This window comes from Bacteroidales bacterium, from assembly GCA_013141385.1.
In the GTDB taxonomy this organism is placed as follows: domain Bacteria; phylum Bacteroidota; class Bacteroidia; order Bacteroidales; family Tenuifilaceae; genus UBA8529.
Genome location: JABFRB010000028.1, coordinates 65,172 through 83,352, shown reverse-complemented (window position 1 = coordinate 83,352; position 18,181 = coordinate 65,172). Strand labels below are relative to the sequence as shown.

Annotated in this window: 11 protein-coding genes; 8 read left to right on the top strand and 3 right to left on the bottom strand. The window is 39.3% G+C overall.

What is annotated here, in order from left to right:
- Nucleotides 1-14: 14 nt before the first annotated feature.
- The 6 genes from HOO91_16320 (at nucleotide 15) to HOO91_16295 (ending at nucleotide 10,189) form a co-directional block, all read left to right on the top strand.
- The gene (locus HOO91_16320) at nucleotides 15-263 is read left to right on the top strand and encodes a hypothetical protein (protein ID NOU19123.1); all 249 of its coding nucleotides are present in this window, start codon (nucleotides 15-17) and stop codon (nucleotides 261-263) included.
- 3 nt (nucleotides 264-266) lie between these two features.
- Nucleotides 267-692 carry a PIN domain-containing protein gene (locus HOO91_16315; protein NOU19122.1) on the top strand — a complete coding sequence of 142 codons (426 nt, stop codon included), beginning with the start codon at nucleotides 267-269 and terminating at the stop codon, nucleotides 690-692.
- A 361-nt stretch (nucleotides 693-1,053) separates the two neighbouring features.
- Complete coding sequence (locus HOO91_16310; GenBank protein ID NOU19121.1) at nucleotides 1,054-2,283, top strand: hypothetical protein; 1,230 nt, start codon at nucleotides 1,054-1,056, stop codon at nucleotides 2,281-2,283.
- Nucleotides 2,284-2,516: 233 nt separating this feature from the next.
- Nucleotides 2,517-3,398, top strand: a complete 882-nt coding sequence (locus HOO91_16305) for a cell filamentation protein Fic (protein ID NOU19120.1) — start codon at nucleotides 2,517-2,519, stop codon at nucleotides 3,396-3,398.
- An 846-nt stretch (nucleotides 3,399-4,244) separates the two neighbouring features.
- Entirely contained in the window at nucleotides 4,245-7,379 is a 3,135-nt protein-coding gene (locus HOO91_16300) for a T9SS type A sorting domain-containing protein (protein NOU19119.1), read from the top strand.
- Between the two features lie 329 nt (nucleotides 7,380-7,708).
- Nucleotides 7,709-10,189 carry an AAA family ATPase gene (locus tag HOO91_16295; protein NOU19118.1) on the top strand — a complete coding sequence of 827 codons (2,481 nt, stop codon included), beginning with the start codon at nucleotides 7,709-7,711 and terminating at the stop codon, nucleotides 10,187-10,189.
- 422 nt (nucleotides 10,190-10,611) lie between these two features.
- On the opposite strand, the gene HOO91_16290 is transcribed toward HOO91_16295, so the two are convergent.
- Nucleotides 10,612-10,764: a hypothetical protein gene (locus tag HOO91_16290; GenBank protein ID NOU19117.1), complete on the bottom strand. Its 153-nt coding sequence runs from the start codon at nucleotides 10,762-10,764 to the stop codon at nucleotides 10,612-10,614.
- A gap of 566 nt (nucleotides 10,765-11,330) precedes the next feature.
- Between HOO91_16290 and HOO91_16285 the strand changes: the two genes are divergently transcribed.
- Nucleotides 11,331-12,086: a hypothetical protein gene (locus HOO91_16285; protein NOU19116.1), complete on the top strand. Its 756-nt coding sequence runs from the start codon at nucleotides 11,331-11,333 to the stop codon at nucleotides 12,084-12,086.
- 381 nt (nucleotides 12,087-12,467) lie between these two features.
- Here HOO91_16285 and HOO91_16280 read toward each other — a convergent pair whose 3' ends face one another.
- On the bottom strand, nucleotides 12,468-15,467 hold the full coding sequence (locus HOO91_16280) for a hypothetical protein (GenBank protein NOU19115.1): 3,000 nt from the start codon (nucleotides 15,465-15,467) through the stop codon (nucleotides 12,468-12,470).
- 579 nt (nucleotides 15,468-16,046) lie between these two features.
- Here HOO91_16280 and HOO91_16275 point away from each other — a divergent pair.
- Nucleotides 16,047-16,694 carry a hypothetical protein gene (locus HOO91_16275; GenBank protein ID NOU19114.1) on the top strand — a complete coding sequence of 216 codons (648 nt, stop codon included), beginning with the start codon at nucleotides 16,047-16,049 and terminating at the stop codon, nucleotides 16,692-16,694.
- Between the two features lie 72 nt (nucleotides 16,695-16,766).
- On the opposite strand, the gene HOO91_16270 is transcribed toward HOO91_16275, so the two are convergent.
- Nucleotides 16,767-18,029 (bottom strand): phosphoglycerate kinase, encoded by a 1,263-nt coding sequence (locus HOO91_16270; GenBank protein NOU19113.1) that lies wholly within the window; start codon nucleotides 18,027-18,029, stop codon nucleotides 16,767-16,769.
- Between the last annotated feature and the right edge of the window lie 152 nt (nucleotides 18,030-18,181).

Here is an 18,181-nt window from a genome sequence, read left to right as displayed (position 1 = left end):
TAAAACTAGCTGCTATGAATACAAAGTTAACATTGACAATTGAGCAAAGTATTATCGAGAAAGCAAAAAAATATGCTAACGGTAAGGGACGTAGTTTATCCAGTATAATTGAGAACTATCTGAAAACCATTACTAACGAAGAAGTTGTTAGCGATATTGAACTAACACCAATTGTTAAATCTCTGAAAGGTTCCTTTAAAGCACCTAGAAATCTTAACTATAAGAAAGAACTTTCCAAAAGATTGTCTGAAAAATACCTTTAAGCAATGACTAATATACTTCTCGATACTGACGTCATTCTAGATTTCTTCTTTGACAGAAAACCTTACTCTGAACATTCTGCAAAGGTATTGTCGTTGTGTGAATCAAATGAAATAAAAGGCTTTATTACGCCAGTAATATTAAGCAACTTATACTATTTGCTTAGACAATCCTCAACTCACGAAAGAGTTATAGATAAGTTATCTCAATTAATTTCAATAACAGAGGTGCTATTAATTGATAGAACTTCAATTATTCATGCATTAAACTCAAATTTCAAAGACTTTGAGGACGCATTACAAAATTTCTCGGCAGAATGTAACGGAAATATTAGTTTGATTTTAACTCGTAATTTAAAAGACTTTAAAAATAGTTCATTGGGTGTAATGACCCCTGAAAATTATTTGAAGACAAGAATTGCCAACCGCTAACATCGTATTTATTGGCTTCGCCAAATTCCCAAACACAACCAAAGTTTCGTGTGCATAGTGTTGACTAATTTGCAACTTAACAATTCCTTGTACCGAACCGCCGTTAATCTCTATTATTATTGAAACGCATACTTTTGAAATTCCTACTTACATTCATCACCCCTCGCTAAACTGAAGGAAAAGCTAAACGCTTTTTGATAGCCCATGAAAAAGTCTTATTTTTATATACTACCAGAAGGTACACAATACATTCCTTTTGGGGTTTACAAGTGTGCTTTGGGGGCATATATAAATGAGTTGTAGTTAATGCAAGAAGATACAAGTACATATGAGCTGTATAATATTTGAAGATGAATCGAAAATGCAAGAATGGCTTAGTCAAAATCTAACTAAGATTGAAGGTCTAGCAGATTTGATTACCAATATTGACGAAATAGAAAATTTTAAACCAAACTCTTTGGTGAATGAGAAAATTCATAATAGTTTCAAATATTGTATAAAATCACTAAAACTAAATTCTGTTATTTCAGAAAATGAAAACATATCATTAAAAAAAGGAGACTCATTAAAACCGGACTTTCTTTTATATGCTCCAGAAACAGAAAGTATTGTAATAATTGAATTAAAGAATATATCAGGAACAACGAGGCAAGCAGGAACGGAAATTTCTGCTTATGCAAGTGAAATTAAATCATTCATACCTTTTATCTCTGAAGGAGATATCATCAATGTAATTATATCTCCTGTTTGGCCAACTCTACTGAAACATTATGTTTTTCATGAAATATTTTGGTTACAAAGAAATATTATATGTATTGAACCTTTTAAAGATGGTGTAAATATAAAATTAAATATATTAGACATTCTGAGTTTTACTGAGGATAATGTTACATTAAAATTAAGTGATAAGCATCTTGGAGGTTATCAGTTATGTTTGTATGATGACAGTTTATATAAAGACCGTGAAAACAGGAATAGATTAGATCCTTTTATTGAACAAATGAAAACCGCACTTTCTGCAATAGCTACTAAAGGCTATTCCCAGAAAAATCATGGTTTTGCATTTTTATGGAAAGATAATTGGAAATCTAGTTTGGCTCCATATAGTATAACAATACTAAATTTTGCGCCTTTTCAATCTATAGAAAGGTTATTTCATGATGAAAACTATGAAATTAATGATATTACGGAAAAATTCATAAAAATTATTGTTGATTACGCTCCTATTGGACATGGTGAATCTCTTAGTGAAATTACTGACGCAGGTATTAGTTTCTTGGACAACTTTTGTTCACCTAGAATGGAAGGATTTAGCACTTGGGCTGATTTAAAAGAACTAATGAAACATCGTTGCGATTTAAAAGCATTCAAATGTTGGGGTATTTTTGATGAATTATTTTCAAATAAACTTCAAGAAGAATATAAAAAAGGAAACATTCAGATAAGTTCAACTGACCCTAATTTAGGTTGGGATTTGCTTAATGAATTAATTGACCCTAATTATGAATTTATTGATTTATCGTACTATAAGTATACCCCTGACAATGACGAATCATTCTTGGGTTTAATTGATAAAACAAAAATGCACTAGCTACAACAACTTATTTATTGTATTTGGATTGATGACGCATTTGGAGCTCTTAACGCTTTGGGGTAATTTAATTAACGAGGGATAAGAAAACGTTTCAAACTCCAATATACAACAAATACGCAGAACATCAGCGCTCATTATAACGCCCCACCGCCGACAGCAACTCCAAGACAAAAATTATCATAACTTTGGATGGATAATTTCAGTGCGACAGAATAGATGACATTCAAATTATGAGCAATGCAAAAATATCCATACGTTTTTTTGACGACCGTGAAGTGCGAGCCGTTTGGGACGAGCAAAACACCAAGTGGTGGTTTAGTGTGTTGGATATTGTAGCAGTGCTTACCGACCAAGACGACTACACCAAAACCCGCAACTATTGGAAATATCTTAAAGCCAAACTGAAAAAAGAAAACAGCGAGGTGGTTAGTACCACTACCCAACTGAAACTTTTAGCTAGTGATGGGAAACGATATTTAACCGACATGTTGGATTACGCCGGTATTATTGCCTTAGGCAAAGAATTTCCGAGCAAAAAGGCAAACCGATTTATAGAATGGTTTACATTCAGCGATGAAAGCATCGACGGAAAAAGCAAAACAAAAGCGTATGCCTTGTTTGAAAGCTCTTTTATCAGCAGCATAGAAGTTGGCACAACCAAAGGCTTGCAACAAATACACGCTTATTTGTTTGGTGGATTGTATGATTTTGCGGGGCAAATCAGGCAAAAAAATATTTCAAAAGGTGGTTTTCAATTTGCCGTATCACGCTTTTTAGGCGACACATTAAAGCAAGTTGAAGCAATGCCCGAAACTACATTTGACGAAATTGTAAACAAATATGTAGAAATGAACATTGCGCACCCTTTTATGGAAGGTAATGGCAGAAGCGCCCGAATATGGCTGGATTTGATGCTGAAAAAACGCCTCAAAAAATGCGTAGATTGGAGTAAAATAAGCAAGCAAGATTACATGAACGCAATGATGCTAAGTCCAACCCAAAGTAGTGTTTTAAAAACACTTTTGGAAAAAGTACTCACCACTAAGATAAACGACCGCGAAATGTTTATGAAAGGGATTGACTACTCATACTACTACGAAGAAAATGATTAATAAAAATGGCAAAAAGGGGGCAACACAAAACGAATAAATGAAAAACGAAACAACAAAATCGAAAATAATTAATAGCCAATAGCGGCTACAAACCATTTGGGCTGATGCTCAGGCAAGCATGTTTTTAGTACCCCGCTCAACATTCTAAACCATACCCAAGTAAAATAGAAAAGCTATTTTCTATTGCCAAAACACAAACCCTACTGCAAGCCCACAATCGTAAAATGCGTTACAAAAAGCATCACTGCATCTCAGTTATCGCATTTTGCGATAGCCTAATCGTTGAATAGAGAGTTTCCAATTCTAACCCATAGTTTAATATTACGGTGCGATGCACCTCATTTACTGGAATTATCGGAACTATTCAGCAATAAAATATCTCACGCAAAGTCGCTAAGCCGCAAAGAATATAAGATAGATGAAGATCGCAGTTAAGTCGAATTGAAACATTAAGATTTGATAATACCAAATTGAACCTACAATTTGTTCGCAAAGCGAAAAAACTAATAGTTTTTTCTCCATTGCGAGCTTAGCGACTTTGCGAGAACTTTAGTGCGAGAATAGCATGTGTAATTGATATCTTATTTTCAAAAAAAATGTGCCTGAGTCGTTACGAATTATCTAATTGGATCACAAATATTATGCGGATATGCCGCTTGAAATGCCAAACTTCGCTAACATTTCTCGGATAATTCCTTTTTTGAGGTGCTGGAAAAAAACCTTTGCGTAACTTTGGGTAATACTTTGTGAGCCTTTGTGTAATAGCTAATCCACAAAAAGAACAAAGAGGTCACAAAAAACACAAAGTAAAAGCAACTCCTAAACCGCCGCTAACCCCCATCAATAATGAAACGTACACTCCTGAATCTCCTACTCATATTCATCACCCTATCGGGTTTGGCTCAAACGGGACAGCTGAGTATTCCTCGCATAGATCAAATGCCCGATTTACCTACACCCTTACTTATCAGGGACTGGAATGCAGTAACCATCAATTACGACAATCTGGTATTCGATCAAGGAAAAACAGGTACATATCTGCCTTTATCTCGTCTTGGAACGCAGGGGCAATTTAACTATGCCGATAATACACCTTTATTCCTCGATTCTTATGTGGGTGTTGATGGTCATCTAAATCAGTCCGAAGCCATTAATGCTATGCCTGCCATTGTAGGAGCCACGCTTGCTGGTGTAGATAAAAGCAACCAGAATGGAGTGAACTGGGTGGCTAAAGCCAAAGACTTCTTCAATCTAAAAAACGGTCAAAATGTCTACCTAAACAGCTATTCAACCACTTCGGGCGATGACTGGTGGTACGATATAATGCCCAACGTCTACTTCTATCAGCTAAAATCATTATACCCCAATGCTGCCCCAGAATTTAATAGTCAATTTACAACCGTAGCCAACCGCTGGTTGGATTGTGTAAACAAATTGGGAGGAAGCGCAAAACCATGGGCTGCTCCTAATATGAACTATCGAGCCTTTAATCTTACAACAGGATTACCGCTAAACATAAGCGTTCCTGAGCCCGAATCAGCCGGAAGCATAGCATGGTTGCTCTATAACGCTTACCTCGAAACTGGAGATAGAAAGTATTTTGAAGGTGCTCAGCAGGCTATGGATTTTCTTACTGGCTTAGTATCAAACCCATCATACGAATTACAATTATCTTACGGAACACTTGCAGCGGCTCGCATGAATGCCGTTGAGGGCACAAATTATCCTTTGCAGAAATTGCTCGACTGGTGCTTCAATCGTGGCGATTTGAGAGGATGGGGATCTATTGTAGGAACTTGGGGTGGTTATGATGTCTCGGGATTGATTGGCGAAGCCAACGATTCAGGTAACGATTATGCTTTTGCAATGAATGGCTTTCAGCAAGCAGCAGCACTTGCACCACTCCCCAAATACGATAAACGCTATGCCCGAGCCATTGCCAAATGGTTGCTGAATGTTACTAATGCCAGCCGATTGTTTTACTGGAATGCTCTTCCACAAACCCAACAAGATTCCTATTCATGGGCTTCCGCAAACGACCCAACGGCTTGCATTCCTTACGAATCGATGAAACAATTGTTGTTAGGAAAATCCCCTTATGCTACTGGCGATGCCATTGGTGGCGGCTGGGCATCAACAAATCTATCGCTATATAGCGGTTCAAGTGTTGGTTATCTTGCTGCTGTAACCAAACCAACCAATATCCCTGAAATCCTCCAGATAGATCTCAATAAAACCGATTTTTACGGAGATAATTCTCTCGTCTCTTACCTCTATTTTAACCCAACAACGGTTGTTAAGCAGGTTAACGTAAATCTTCCATCGGGTACATTCGGGGTGTACGATGCCATTACCGAAACCATTCTATTTTCATCAGCCTCAAGTTCCATTCGGCTAACAATCCCTGCGGGAGAAGTAAGGTTGATAAGACTATATTCATCGGGACTAGTGCCAGACTCCCGTAATGGCAGGTTGTATGCTGGAAGCGATGTTCTCGACTATCATTATCAATATAACTACTCTAACAATCTTCGTGTAAAAGCACTTTCCACCGATAAAAACCCAATTACCACAAATTCATCGTTCATGGCATACTGCACACCGGGAAATGTAAATGTTGGCGATCCTGTGCAATATGAATGGTTTCTGGATGGTGTACTAATCGATGGGCAAACCCAGTCGCAGGTGCAAATTACCACATCAGCGAGCCCATCGCAACCTGTGCTAAAATGCAGGATAACCGCCAATAGCCAAACCGCAGAGGACACCTTGCACCTTAAAATTGTTGAGCATATTCCCATGCAACCTGTAGTAAAAGGCATTCAAGCGGTATCGAAATACACGGCGAAGGGCGAAACAAGCACCTTTACTGCAATTGTTGAACCTGCGCTTGGCGAAACCCTTGAGTACGCATGGACATCATCTACTGGCACTTTAAATCAAACTACTGGAAATTCTGTTACATGGCAATCTCCAACAACTCCAACTGTTGGGACTATCACCGTGAAGGTTACCAATCAGGATTTGCTTTCAACCACTGTATCTGCTGGGGTACTGGTAAAAGATACAAGCTATGCCAATCAAACACCCATAATATGGTATCCTTTCGATTCAGATAATCGCAATGCCGCCGCCGATAGATTTCATGCCACAGCATCCGGTGTAACCAAAACCGATGATGCTAGGGGTAAAGCATCGCTAGCTTACAGGTTTACCGCTGGAGATAATATCATCTATACAGATAATCACGTTGACCTAAACTTTACCAATGCTGTAAGTCTAAGCTGCTGGGTGAAATGCGAACAGCTGGGTTCGGAAAGGTTTATCATCTCCCACGGATCGTGGCAGCAGCGATATAAGCTATCCATCACCCCCGAAGGTCTGCTTCGATGGACTGTAAAAACAAGCACAGGCGTTGCAGATCTGGATGGCTCATTGCCAATTGAGTTAAACCGTTACTACCATGTAACTGTGCTTTATACTGGCTATTCAATGGAACTTTACATCGATGGCATTCTCGATACATTTAAGGCCTTTGCAGGAACTATTCAACCCTCAACCAAACCGTTTACCATTGGGCGGATGGACAATGTGGAAACCCTATATGCACTCCGTGGAAGCGTGGATGAAGTAAAGTTATGGAGCACAGAAATTCCCATTCCACAGATTGAACAGCTAAAGAATCAGTGGGCAATATCTAACGGAATTAATGATGATCTGCTGATTGCACGTGTATATCCCAATCCAACCAATGGGCTTATTTATATTGAATACAATGGGATTATCCCTGCCGAAAACATCTCACTATTCACAATGGATGGAAAACAGGTATCAGGCTGTAGGGTTATATCACAAAGTTCAGGTATTAGAATTGAAGTTCCTCAAACCTCAACAGGCTTGCATTTACTACGAATAATTCTAAAAGATGGTAGGGTGGTTACAAGGAAAATTGTAATAAACACAAGTTGTTACTTATTATGATATTTAATCTCAAATCACTTCTAAAATCAACATTCGTTATTCCTTGTTCTTAAATCTTTTGTTATTCACCACAGCCAACTTTACAATTCGAATCAAATCATAATTGTTTTTTTATACCTTTAAGCCTAAATAGAGTCTGTCGTTAAAGCATCATTATTTTGATTTAAGAACAAGGATCAACGATTTATAATCTCTGATGTTTGCGTAATCAGCTTGTTTTTAGAAATCTTCTAAAATCATAAATCGTTGATCCTTGTTCGTTATTCAATTTATTTTAGAACTTCTTACTTTATGTACAGATTCTAAATAAACTATATTTTGTTAAATTAATGGAATCAATCCTCAACACTCAGTTAGAATTAGCCTTTGATTTTGTTGAGTTTACTAACAAAAACATCTTCCTTACCGGGAAAGCAGGAACAGGCAAAACAACCTTTCTACATAACCTTAAGAAAAAATCGCCAAAGCGAATGATTGTTGTTGCACCCACAGGTGTTGCTGCAATAAATGCTGGTGGGGTAACCATCCACTCGTTTTTCCAGCTATCATTTGGCCCTCTTTTGCCACAGCAATTCACATCAAACAGTGAGGAAGAAAAGCCAGCTGCCGAAGGCGTAAAGCGATTCAATCGCGAAAAAATCAAAATAATAAAAAGCCTCGATTTACTTGTAATTGATGAGATAAGCATGGTTCGGGCAGATATGCTCGATGCAATAGACGAGGTACTACGGAGATATAAAAATCGATATCTACCCTTTGGTGGCGTTCAGCTCTTGATGATTGGCGACCTACAACAGCTTGCCCCCGTTGTTAAGGAGGATGAGTGGGCAATCCTCAAAGATTATTACGAAAACGCCTTCTTCTTCTCCAGCAAAGCCCTGCAAAAAACGCAGTATGTCAGCATCGAACTAAAGCACATTTACCGCCAGAGCGATACCCATTTCATCGATATTCTCAACAAAGTACGTGAAAATAATCTTGATGCCGAATCCCTCAACGAGCTTAGCAAACGTCACATTCCAGGCTTTAACCCAAAGGACAACGAAGGCTATATAACGCTAACCACACACAACCATCAAGCCCAAACAATAAACGAATCGAAGCTTAAAAAACTCTCAACGGAAGCGCACTCATTTAAAGCATCCGTAGATGGTGAATTCCCCGAATATATCTACCCCACTGAATTTAATTTGATACTTAAAGTAGGTGCACAGGTGATGTTCGTTAAGAACGACAGTTCTCACGAAAAGCTTTACTTTAACGGTAAAATAGGGACAATTACCCAACTTGATGAGGATTCTATTTATGTTCGCTGTTCCGATGATTTAACCGATATCCCTGTACAAAAGGATGAGTGGAAAAATGCAAAATATTCAGTCGATCCCGATACAAAAGAGATAAAGGAGACCGTTGCTGGTACGTTTACACAATACCCGCTGAAGTTAGCGTGGGCTATTACCATTCATAAAAGTCAGGGCTTAACCTTCGAAAAGGCGATAATTGATGCCAACTCAGCATTTGCCCACGGGCAGGTATACGTTGCGCTTAGCCGTTGCAAGACTTTGGAGGGGCTGGTTTTAAGCACACCCATTGCCGTTAAAAGCATAAAGAGCGATTCCACCGTAACACAATTCGTGAGCAATGTGGAGCAAAACCCACCTAGCAAGCAACTCCTTGAGGATTCCAAAAACAGGTTTCAGCAGGAGCTACTCCTTGAACTTTTCGACTTCAATTATATAAACCGTAGTTTAAACTACCTGCTAAAGCTGATTACCGATTCCACTGCAAGCCTTCAGCCCAATTTCAGAGATCCTTTCGATAAGATGATAGCATCGCTTAAAACAGAACTTCTGGAGGTTTCGGACAAATTTAAATTTCAGGTTCAAGGTTTGATAGCCGTACAACCATCGGTTGAGGAGAATGAACCATTGCAGGAGCGAGTTAAAAAAGCCTCAACATACTTTGCCGAAAAAACAGAATCGGTAGTTGCTAATGTTCTGCGTAGCACCGTTGTGGAAACCGATAATAAGACCGTGAAGAAGCAGATTGGTGAGCAGCTAGGTCGTTTGATGGAGATTTCAGAGACAAAGCTAACCTGCCTTAAGGAATGTACCAACGGTTTCTCCGTAAAAACCTACCTCGATATCCGTGCCAAAGCCGCTATTGAAAAGAGCGAACCAAAACCTAGGACAAAACAAGAATACACATCAACCCAAACGCCTAACGCTGAGCTATACAGTACCCTTAAAGCATGGCGCAACGATAAAGCCGACGAGCTAAATCTACCACATTACATGATTTTACCTCAAAAAACTCTAACGCAATTGACTCTTCGCCTACCCTCATCGATGGAAGAACTTCAAGCAGTAAAGGGATTTGGAAAGAAAAAAGCACAGCAGTTTGGCAAGGAAATCCTTGAAATTATCCTCGACTACCGCACCGATAACGGAATTGAAACTCCCCAATTGGAGATTGTTGCACCAAAGGCCATTAAATCAGATAAAACCGATTCCAAAAAAACCAGCCTTAATCTTTTTAAAGAGGGAAAAACAATTGAGGGCATTGCCTTTGAGCGCAGTATGGCAGCATCCACAATCGAAGGACATCTGGCGCACTACGTGGGTATAGGTGAGTTGGACATAAACCTACTTCTCACACCCGATAAAATAAAGCTAATATCCACCTACTTCTCCAACACTCAAAGCAAAAGCCTTGGCGATGCCAAAACCGCCCTTGGCGATAAGGTAACATACTCCGAGTTGAAGTTTGTGCTAAAGCATCTGGAATTTACGGCGAAGTTGGAAGTTTGAAGACGGGAGAGGGAAATTAAACCCTCACCAAAATTACACCAAAAGGCAAAACTGACTCCATTGTCATTCCGGGCGAAGACCCGGAACCGAACGGAGTGAGTTCAGCGCAGCTAATCTAGTTCTGTGGAGTCCCCTATGGTCAGTTTCTTAAACCCTTCACCCAGTATCGCATTTTGCGATTATTTGTTGCAAGCCATTTTCCCAACCTCCGAGTAGCTGTTATAGCCCCTTATTTTAAGGGGTTGGGGTTATATTTTATTGTATTAAACCCAAGAGTTCCGAACTTTTTGAAAGTTCGGAACTCTTATCATATTACCTTATACCTACATACCGTCCCATTCAGAACTGTCCCGTAGGGACAACATATCGGTAAACCAAAATCAACCCCCAACATCTTTAAATCCCATCGGGATGAAATAGAATTAGGGAGATATTAGAAGATGGAAGACAGAGTAACCCTCGATATCATCCCTAGAGGGATTTTTAAAAACCATCATATTACCTTTTACCGATATACCGTCCCTAGCGGGACTATCCAGCAAGGACAAAATATCGGTAAAGCCTAGGTATCGCATTTTGCGATTATTTATTGCAAACCACTTTCCAACCACCGAGCATCTGTTATAGCCATTATTTAAGGGTTGAGGTTTGTCCTAACAATCACGCCACACATTTGATATTATATCGCATTTTTCGATAGGGTTCAACATGGTTATTCCACAAAAAGCACCAACAAATCACTAAATACACAAAACAACTCACTCCAATAAAAGAAGCAGAAACCACCTTATAGCCTATTATTTAAGGGGTTGAGATTAATTTTCCCCCTACCACCACTGCAAATACACCCTCCAGAACCCTGGGCGTGTCCTTTGCACATGCAAATATGTTGCCCGGAGTTCAAGGCATGTCCTTTGCAGCTGCAAATATGTTGCCTAGAGTTCAAGGCATGTCCTTTGCACGTGCAAATATGTTGCCTTGAACTCAAGGCATATCCTTTGCAGTCGCAAAACCTTTTTCCTGAGATTTAGGCATGAAATTTGCAAACCCTTGGAGGTTACCCTAAAAACGTAGGGTAGCTGCGGGGTACTCCAATTACCCCGTTTAGTTTCATATAGTAAAATTAAAAACATAAAAAATTATGGTTAAAATTGAATCAATCGGGTTGTTCCGTATGCGCAACAGCGAGCACCACCAGTTTATGAGCGATTTAGATGCGCAAATAGTAAAGTACAGCCCTACGGAGCTGGGAATAGAGAGCGAACATGCGGAATTTAGCCACAGTTTAGGGGCAGTGGAAAACGCCATGCGCATGGAGCTGGGCAGCAGTAAATCCAAACTTATTGAGCAGATGGATTTACTGCGCGATAGAACATGGAATGCCATTAACCAGAAAGTGATGGCAACCCTCCTAAGCCCCATAGCGGATGAGGTAGCAAGCGCAGAGGTGATAATGCGAATTATTGATAGCTTTGGCGACATTCGGGGGCTATCGTACAACGAGGAGAGCACCGATATGGACAACCTGATTATAACCCTGATGCAACGACCTAACGCCACACATCTGCAAAAAATTGGCATAACAACATGGGTTGCGGAGATGAAAAAGCAGAACGACGATTTCCAAGCCACTTTCAACGAGCGTAATGACGAGTATGCAGGTCGCGAAAGCGGAGATGTACGCCTAACCCGCAAGGTAATTGACCCAATATATAATAGGATTGTCGAAAAAATTAACGCCTCAATAGTGCTTGGCATCTCCAAACCATCCGTAGAAACATTCGTTAACGGGCTTAACGAGAAAATAAACTACTACAAAGCCACCATTGCTATCCGCGATGGCAAGAGTAAGGGGAAAGATAAAGAATCAACAGACACAGCAACTCCCCAAAATTGAAACACTAAAAAGCAATAAAACATACAAAAACGTTCGGCTAAGACCCTTCCTTAACCGAACGTTTATTTTTAGGATATGGGCTGATGGTATAGAAAGAAATACCCCCAACCCCCTTAAAAAAGGGAGTATAATTGAATGCTGCGTTTGCTATGATTGTTGAAATTAAAGGGCGGGTTTGTAGTATCTGTTATGTTTCCAATCCATTCCTAAAAGAGAAAGCGAAATCCACTGTACAACTCTGTTATAGCCCCTTAATTTAAGGGGTTGGGGTTGTTCCTCCTTTTATTAAACTCTAGCAGGACCTTCGGACTCTGCTAGGTTAACCCGCTTGTTTGACCTTCCAGATTCGCAAGAACTGGAAGAGTCAATAGTAAAACAGCCCTATTTAAGGTACAAATCTTTTAACCGCAAGTATTCACCCTCTTCCCTCAGCCCCTCCCAATCGGAATCGAATTCTGCATAATCAAATGTAATCTCATTTTTTTGCAAGCAAACTTCCAGCAGGCGAAACGCCTCATTTATATTTCTAGTTTTAGCATATATACAGGCAAGGTTATAGGAAGAACCACCTAATTCTATTGCTTTTTTATGTTTTTCAATAGCCTGTGAGTAGAGTATTTCGGCTTCCTTACCAGATTTTGTTTCTGCCAAATTTCCAAGATCAATGCCCCAATTGTCGTAGGCTTCGTGTTTGTCTGGTTTTATCTCTACCGCCCTGCTGAACTTTTCAAAGACCTGCTTATACAGTTCCTCGGATTCTTTGCCGGATTTTGTTCCTGCCAATTCTCCAAGATCATTACCCCAGTTGTAGTAGGCTTCGTGTTTGTCTGGTTTTATTTCTACCGCCCTACTATACTTTTCAAATGCCTGCTTGTATAGCTCCTCGGATTCTTTGCCGGATTTTGTTCCTGCCAATTCTCCAAGATAAGTACCCCAGTTGTAGTAGGCATCGTATTTGTCTGGTTTTATCTCTACGGCTCTGCTGTACTTTTCAAATGCCCGCTTATATAGCTCTTCGGATTCTTTCCCTGTCTTGATTCCTGCCAATTCTCCAAGATCAGTACCCCAGTTGTTATAGGCATCGTATTTGTCTGGTTTTATCTCTACGGCTCTGCTGTACTTTTCAAATGCCTGCTTATATAGCTCCTCGGATTCACTGCCTGACTTTGTTTTTGCCAATTCTCCAAGATCATTACCCCAGTTGTTATAGGCTTCATGGTAGTCTGGTTTTATCTCTACCGCCCTGCTATACTTTTCAAATGCCCGCTTATATAGCTCTTCGGATTCTTTCCCTGTCTTGATTCCTGCCAATTCTCCAAGACCATTACCCCAGTTGTAGTAGGCTTCGTATTTGTCTGGTTTTATCTCTATCGCCCTGCTAAACTTTTCAAATGCCTGCTTATATAGCTCCTCGGATTCACTGCCAGACTTTGTGCCTGCCAACTTTCCAAGACTATTACCCCAGTTGATGTAGGTTTCGTATTTGTCTGGTTTTATCTCTATCGCCCTGCTAAACTTTTCAAATGCCTGCTTATATAGCTCCTCGGATTCTTCCCCTGACTTTGTTTTTGCCAAATCTCCAAGATATGTACCCCAGTTGTAGTAGGCTTCGTATTTGTCAGGTTTTATCTCTACGGTTCTGCTATACTTTTCAAAGGCCTGCTTGTATAGCTCCTCGGATTCTTTACCTGTCTTTGTTCCTGCCAAATTTCCAAGATAAGTCCCCCAGTTGCTGTAGGCTTCATGGAGGTCAGGTTTTATCTCTACGGCCCTGCTAAACTTTTCAAAGGCCTGTTTGTATAGCTCCTCGGATTCTTTGCCGGACTTTGTTTTTGCCAAACTTCCAAGACTATTACCCCAGTTGTAGTAGGCATCGTGGAAGTCTGGTTTTATCTCTACGGCCCTTTTGAACTTTTCAAAGGCCTGCTTATATAGCTCCTCGGATTCACTGCCAGACTTTGTGCCTGCCAACTTTCCAAGACTATTACCCCAGTTGATGTAGGTTTCGTATTTGTCTGGTTTTATCTCTATCGCCCTGCTAAACTTTTCAAATGCCTGCTTATATAGCTCCTCGGATTCTTCCCCTGACTTTGTTTTTGCCAAATCTCCAAGATATGTACCCCAGTTGTAGTAGGCTTCGTATTTGTCAGGTTTTATCTCTACGGCTCTGCTGTACTTTTCAAATGCCTGCTTATACAGCTCCTCGGATTCTTTGCCAGACTTTGTACCTGCCAATTCTCCAAGACCATTACCCCAATTATAATATATATCTGAAATATCTGGTAGTAAATCAGTATACCCCTTCTCGTTTACTTGTTTCTCCAACGCAGGCAGTTCATCATATTTCTCATTAATCAAACAATTAATAAGGGCAATATTCAGTTTTGTAAACTCAATATCGCTTTCGGTCATCTTTGGGTCTTGGCTATCTTCCTTTTCATATGTATTAATTGCATCCTGTACCATCTCTTTGCTTGCAGCCAATCTTTCCTTAACCGATTTATACTCCTTACTATCTTCTATATCAGTGATATTTTCAAGTAATCCTGATAAAAAGGTAAAAGGTGTACTAAAGATTTTAGGTTGATCCTTCTCTATTTCTGCGTTTAGTTTCAGGAAAAACGAATCAGCATCATAGTCCTTAACCCAAAAACTTTCTGTGTTGGGTTTGTTCAGCAACTCATTTTGCACACTTGGAGAAGGTTCTGAATCTTTATAGCCAACCCAGTAAAGTCCATTGTCGAACCGACCAAGTTTGGCCAGTTGATCAAAAACAAAATCATCGCCACTATAGCCCACTACAACCCACAAGCGATTATTGGCAATTTTGTGGAGAATGCTTTTTGCCACCTCGCTATTGGATATTTTTCCCATCTCCTCCTTTGTGTTCAGCTGCCAAATACCATTATGCTGTCCATGGAGGTAGGTAATCGACTTTGTGTCGAGCATTGTTGTTGTAAAATCTTTAAGAATGGATATATCATATATTGGTGGGAAAACATTATACAGTGCCAACGCTCTTTGGGCTAGATTATCGAAATTTACGGTTACAATATAGTCTACATAACCCTTGTCCATAAGATGTGCCAGGTAGATGTGGCTTACATTAATTTTAGCCTTATCCACATAATGCTGAAATACCTTTTTCCTTTGGAGGGGGCCAAGGCAGCTCATTACCTCTGCATAAGTTGAGTTTTCGCTTATGCACTCGAAAGCAGGGTTATCCTTGTATTCTTCTAATACGTACTCAACAATTTTATTGGCTGTTGGAATACCAGCGGAAACAGAGCAACCCGCACCAATAAAAACAATTGCTCCTTGCCCATCATTCTTGTTCTGCTTTAGCTGGTAGGCTATATCTTTAATATTTTTTTCAATCATATATGGATTTTCTAGGGGTAACAATGTTACAAAAATCTCCCCTCTATTCAAACAGAATTATGTATTAAAGCAAACCGTTTTCTCAAGTATCGCATTTTGCGATTATTTGTTGCAAACCATTTTCCCAGCCTCCGAGTATCTGTTATAGCACTTTACTATTAAGGGGTTGGGGTTATATTTATTGTATTAAACCCAAGATTTCCGAACTTTCAAAAAGTTCGGAAATCTTATCATATTACCTTATACCTACATACCGTCCCATTCAGAACTGTCCCGTAGGGACAACATATCGGTAAACCAAAACCATCTCCCAGCACCATTAAATCCCAGCGGGATGAAATATAATTTAGTTGATATTAGAAGATGGAAGACAGAAGAACCTTCGAATTCATCCCTAGCGGGACTGTCCAGAAAGGACAAAATATTAGTAAAACTCAGGTATCGCATTTTGCGATTATTTGTTGCAAAAACCCTGTTCCCAATGTTACTGAGGAATAGCCGTGCAACTTGTAAATGAAAATGGTATAGTTATATTTGTACAGGTGGGTTATAATCTATATTACTTAACATCCGTAAACAATGAGAAAATTAATCTGCATATCAATTATCCTATTTATAGGAATATCCTGTTTTGGGCAAGAGGCTGAATGTTCCACCTCCTTAAACACCTCTTCGGAGCAACGATTCCAAAACGCACAAGGAATAGGACTTCAATATCAGCAAGATATTAGCACAAAATTTAAACTTGGATTTGGGGTACATTACAACTTCAACAATGTAAACTTTAGCCAACTAGCCTATATCGATGCAATTCCATTTCCTCCATCTGTAGAGAAGGTTCATTCAAAATCCAAACGAGTTTCCTTCCGATTAAACATCCAAGGCCTACTTAAAAATAACGAATACGTATCAATATCCCTTGGCCCCGAGATTAGCTACAACTACCTGTGGGGTAATGACGATATTAACATGTTTTTTGGAGGAGGCACCGAGTGGACTAATTACCCACAAAAAAATGGTACAACAAAAATGTTAGGGATAGGCCTAATTTCGAAGATTGAGATTAAGAATTTTATTACTCCGCAACTCTCCTTGTGCTTTACTATTAGACCAGAACTTATTGCTGATGGAGTATCAGCAAAAGAGGGCAGTAGTAATCCTGTATTTTCCCCAGCAATAGGATTTGTTGAGTTCCAAATAGGATTAAAATATAGATTCAAGAAATAAATACAGATCGTATTGATATAAAGAGAAAAGCCATCGTTTTAGGATGGCTTTTATAGTAAATAGAACTTTGAATTACCCTCTCACTGCCTTAATTCCAGGAAGTTCTTTCCCCTCCATATACTCAAGCATTGCCCCACCACCAGTTGATACGTAGCTAATCTTATCGGCAAGGTTTAGCTTATTAACTGCGGCTACAGAATCGCCCCCACCAACAAGGCTATATGCACCTTTTTCAGTTGCTTTGGCAATTGCTAGTGCAACAGCAGATGTACCCTTTGAGAATTTTTCCATCTCGAAAACACCCATTGGACCATTCCACAGAATAGTCTTAGAATTTTCAATAACATCGCTAAATATTTTTATTGTCTCAGCAGCAATATCTAAACCCATCCAACCATCTGGAGTTTGATCAATTTTAAGCGATTGTGTATTTGCGTTTGCATCAAAAGCATCGGCATTAATTGCATCTACAGGTAGATAAACCTTTACACCCTTTTCCTTAGCTTTCTTAAGAAGTTCTAAAGCCAATTCGAGTTTATCCTCTTCGCAAAGCGATTTACCAATCTTACCACCTTGTGCCTTAATAAAGGTATAGGTCATTCCACCGCCAATAATAAGGTTATCAACCCTATTTAGCAGATTTTCAATTAGCAAAATCTTATCCGATACCTTTGCACCACCCATAATTGCTGTAAATGGCTTAACAGTATTGTGGAGAACTTTATCCATAGCCATAAGTTCGCTCTCAATCAAATAACCGAACATGCTATCATTAGGGAAATGCTGAACAATTAATGATGTAGAAGCATGTGCGCGGTGCGCTGTTCCAAAAGCATCGTTAACGTAACAGTCAGCAAAACTTGCAAGTTTCTTTAGGAATGTCTTTTGGCTCTCCTTTAGTTTTGCCTTAGCCTCCTTCTTTTGTTCATCAGTAGCATCTTCGGGCAAGCTGTACACTTTTCCCTCTTCTTCTTCGTAGTATCTCAGATTTTCAAGAACAAGAACCTCTCCCGATTTAAGCTCCGATGCCAACTTTTGGGCTTCTTCACCAATGCAATCAGGTGCAAACTTTATCTTAATTCCTAGATTTTTCTCAATAGCAGGCACAACATGTTTTAGAGAGTACTTCTCCTGAACTTTACCATCTGGACGACCAAGATGCGACATAAGAATGGCCGCACCGCCATCTCCAATAATCTTATTAATAGTTTTTAATGCCCCGCGGATACGGGTTTCATCTGTAACTACAAAAGTTTTCTTATCTAAGGGAACATTAAAATCAACCCTAACAATTGCCTTTTTATTGGCAAAACTGTAATTATCAATTTTTTGCATAGTATACACTTGTTAAATTTTCAAAAACAAATATACGTTATCCTATTGCAAATCTGCATTAATTCCAACAGTTTTCAACGCAATCGTTTGATTACTGATTAGCCATTTTTCAAATTTATAGCTCAAAAAAGATATCATTACACTTATCACTA

Bases quoted from the DNA above. Each gene is read 5' to 3' on its own strand.
- HOO91_16320 (NOU19123.1), top strand. From the start codon at position 15: ATGAATACAAAGTTAACATTGACAATTGAGCAAAGTATTATCGAGAAA.
- HOO91_16315 (NOU19122.1), top strand. From the start codon at position 267: ATGACTAATATACTTCTCGATACTGACGTCATTCTAGATTTCTTCTTT.
- HOO91_16310 (NOU19121.1), top strand. From the start codon at position 1,054: ATGCAAGAATGGCTTAGTCAAAATCTAACTAAGATTGAAGGTCTAGCA.
- HOO91_16305 (NOU19120.1), top strand. From the start codon at position 2,517: ATGAGCAATGCAAAAATATCCATACGTTTTTTTGACGACCGTGAAGTG.
- HOO91_16300 (NOU19119.1), top strand. From the start codon at position 4,245: ATGAAACGTACACTCCTGAATCTCCTACTCATATTCATCACCCTATCG.
- HOO91_16295 (NOU19118.1), top strand. From the start codon at position 7,709: ATGGAATCAATCCTCAACACTCAGTTAGAATTAGCCTTTGATTTTGTT.
- HOO91_16290 (NOU19117.1), bottom strand. From the start codon at position 10,764: ATGCGATACCTAGGCTTTACCGATATTTTGTCCTTGCTGGATAGTCCC.
- HOO91_16285 (NOU19116.1), top strand. From the start codon at position 11,331: ATGGTTAAAATTGAATCAATCGGGTTGTTCCGTATGCGCAACAGCGAG.
- HOO91_16280 (NOU19115.1), bottom strand. From the start codon at position 15,467: ATGATTGAAAAAAATATTAAAGATATAGCCTACCAGCTAAAGCAGAAC.
- HOO91_16275 (NOU19114.1), top strand. From the start codon at position 16,047: ATGAGAAAATTAATCTGCATATCAATTATCCTATTTATAGGAATATCC.
- HOO91_16270 (NOU19113.1), bottom strand. From the start codon at position 18,029: ATGCAAAAAATTGATAATTACAGTTTTGCCAATAAAAAGGCAATTGTT.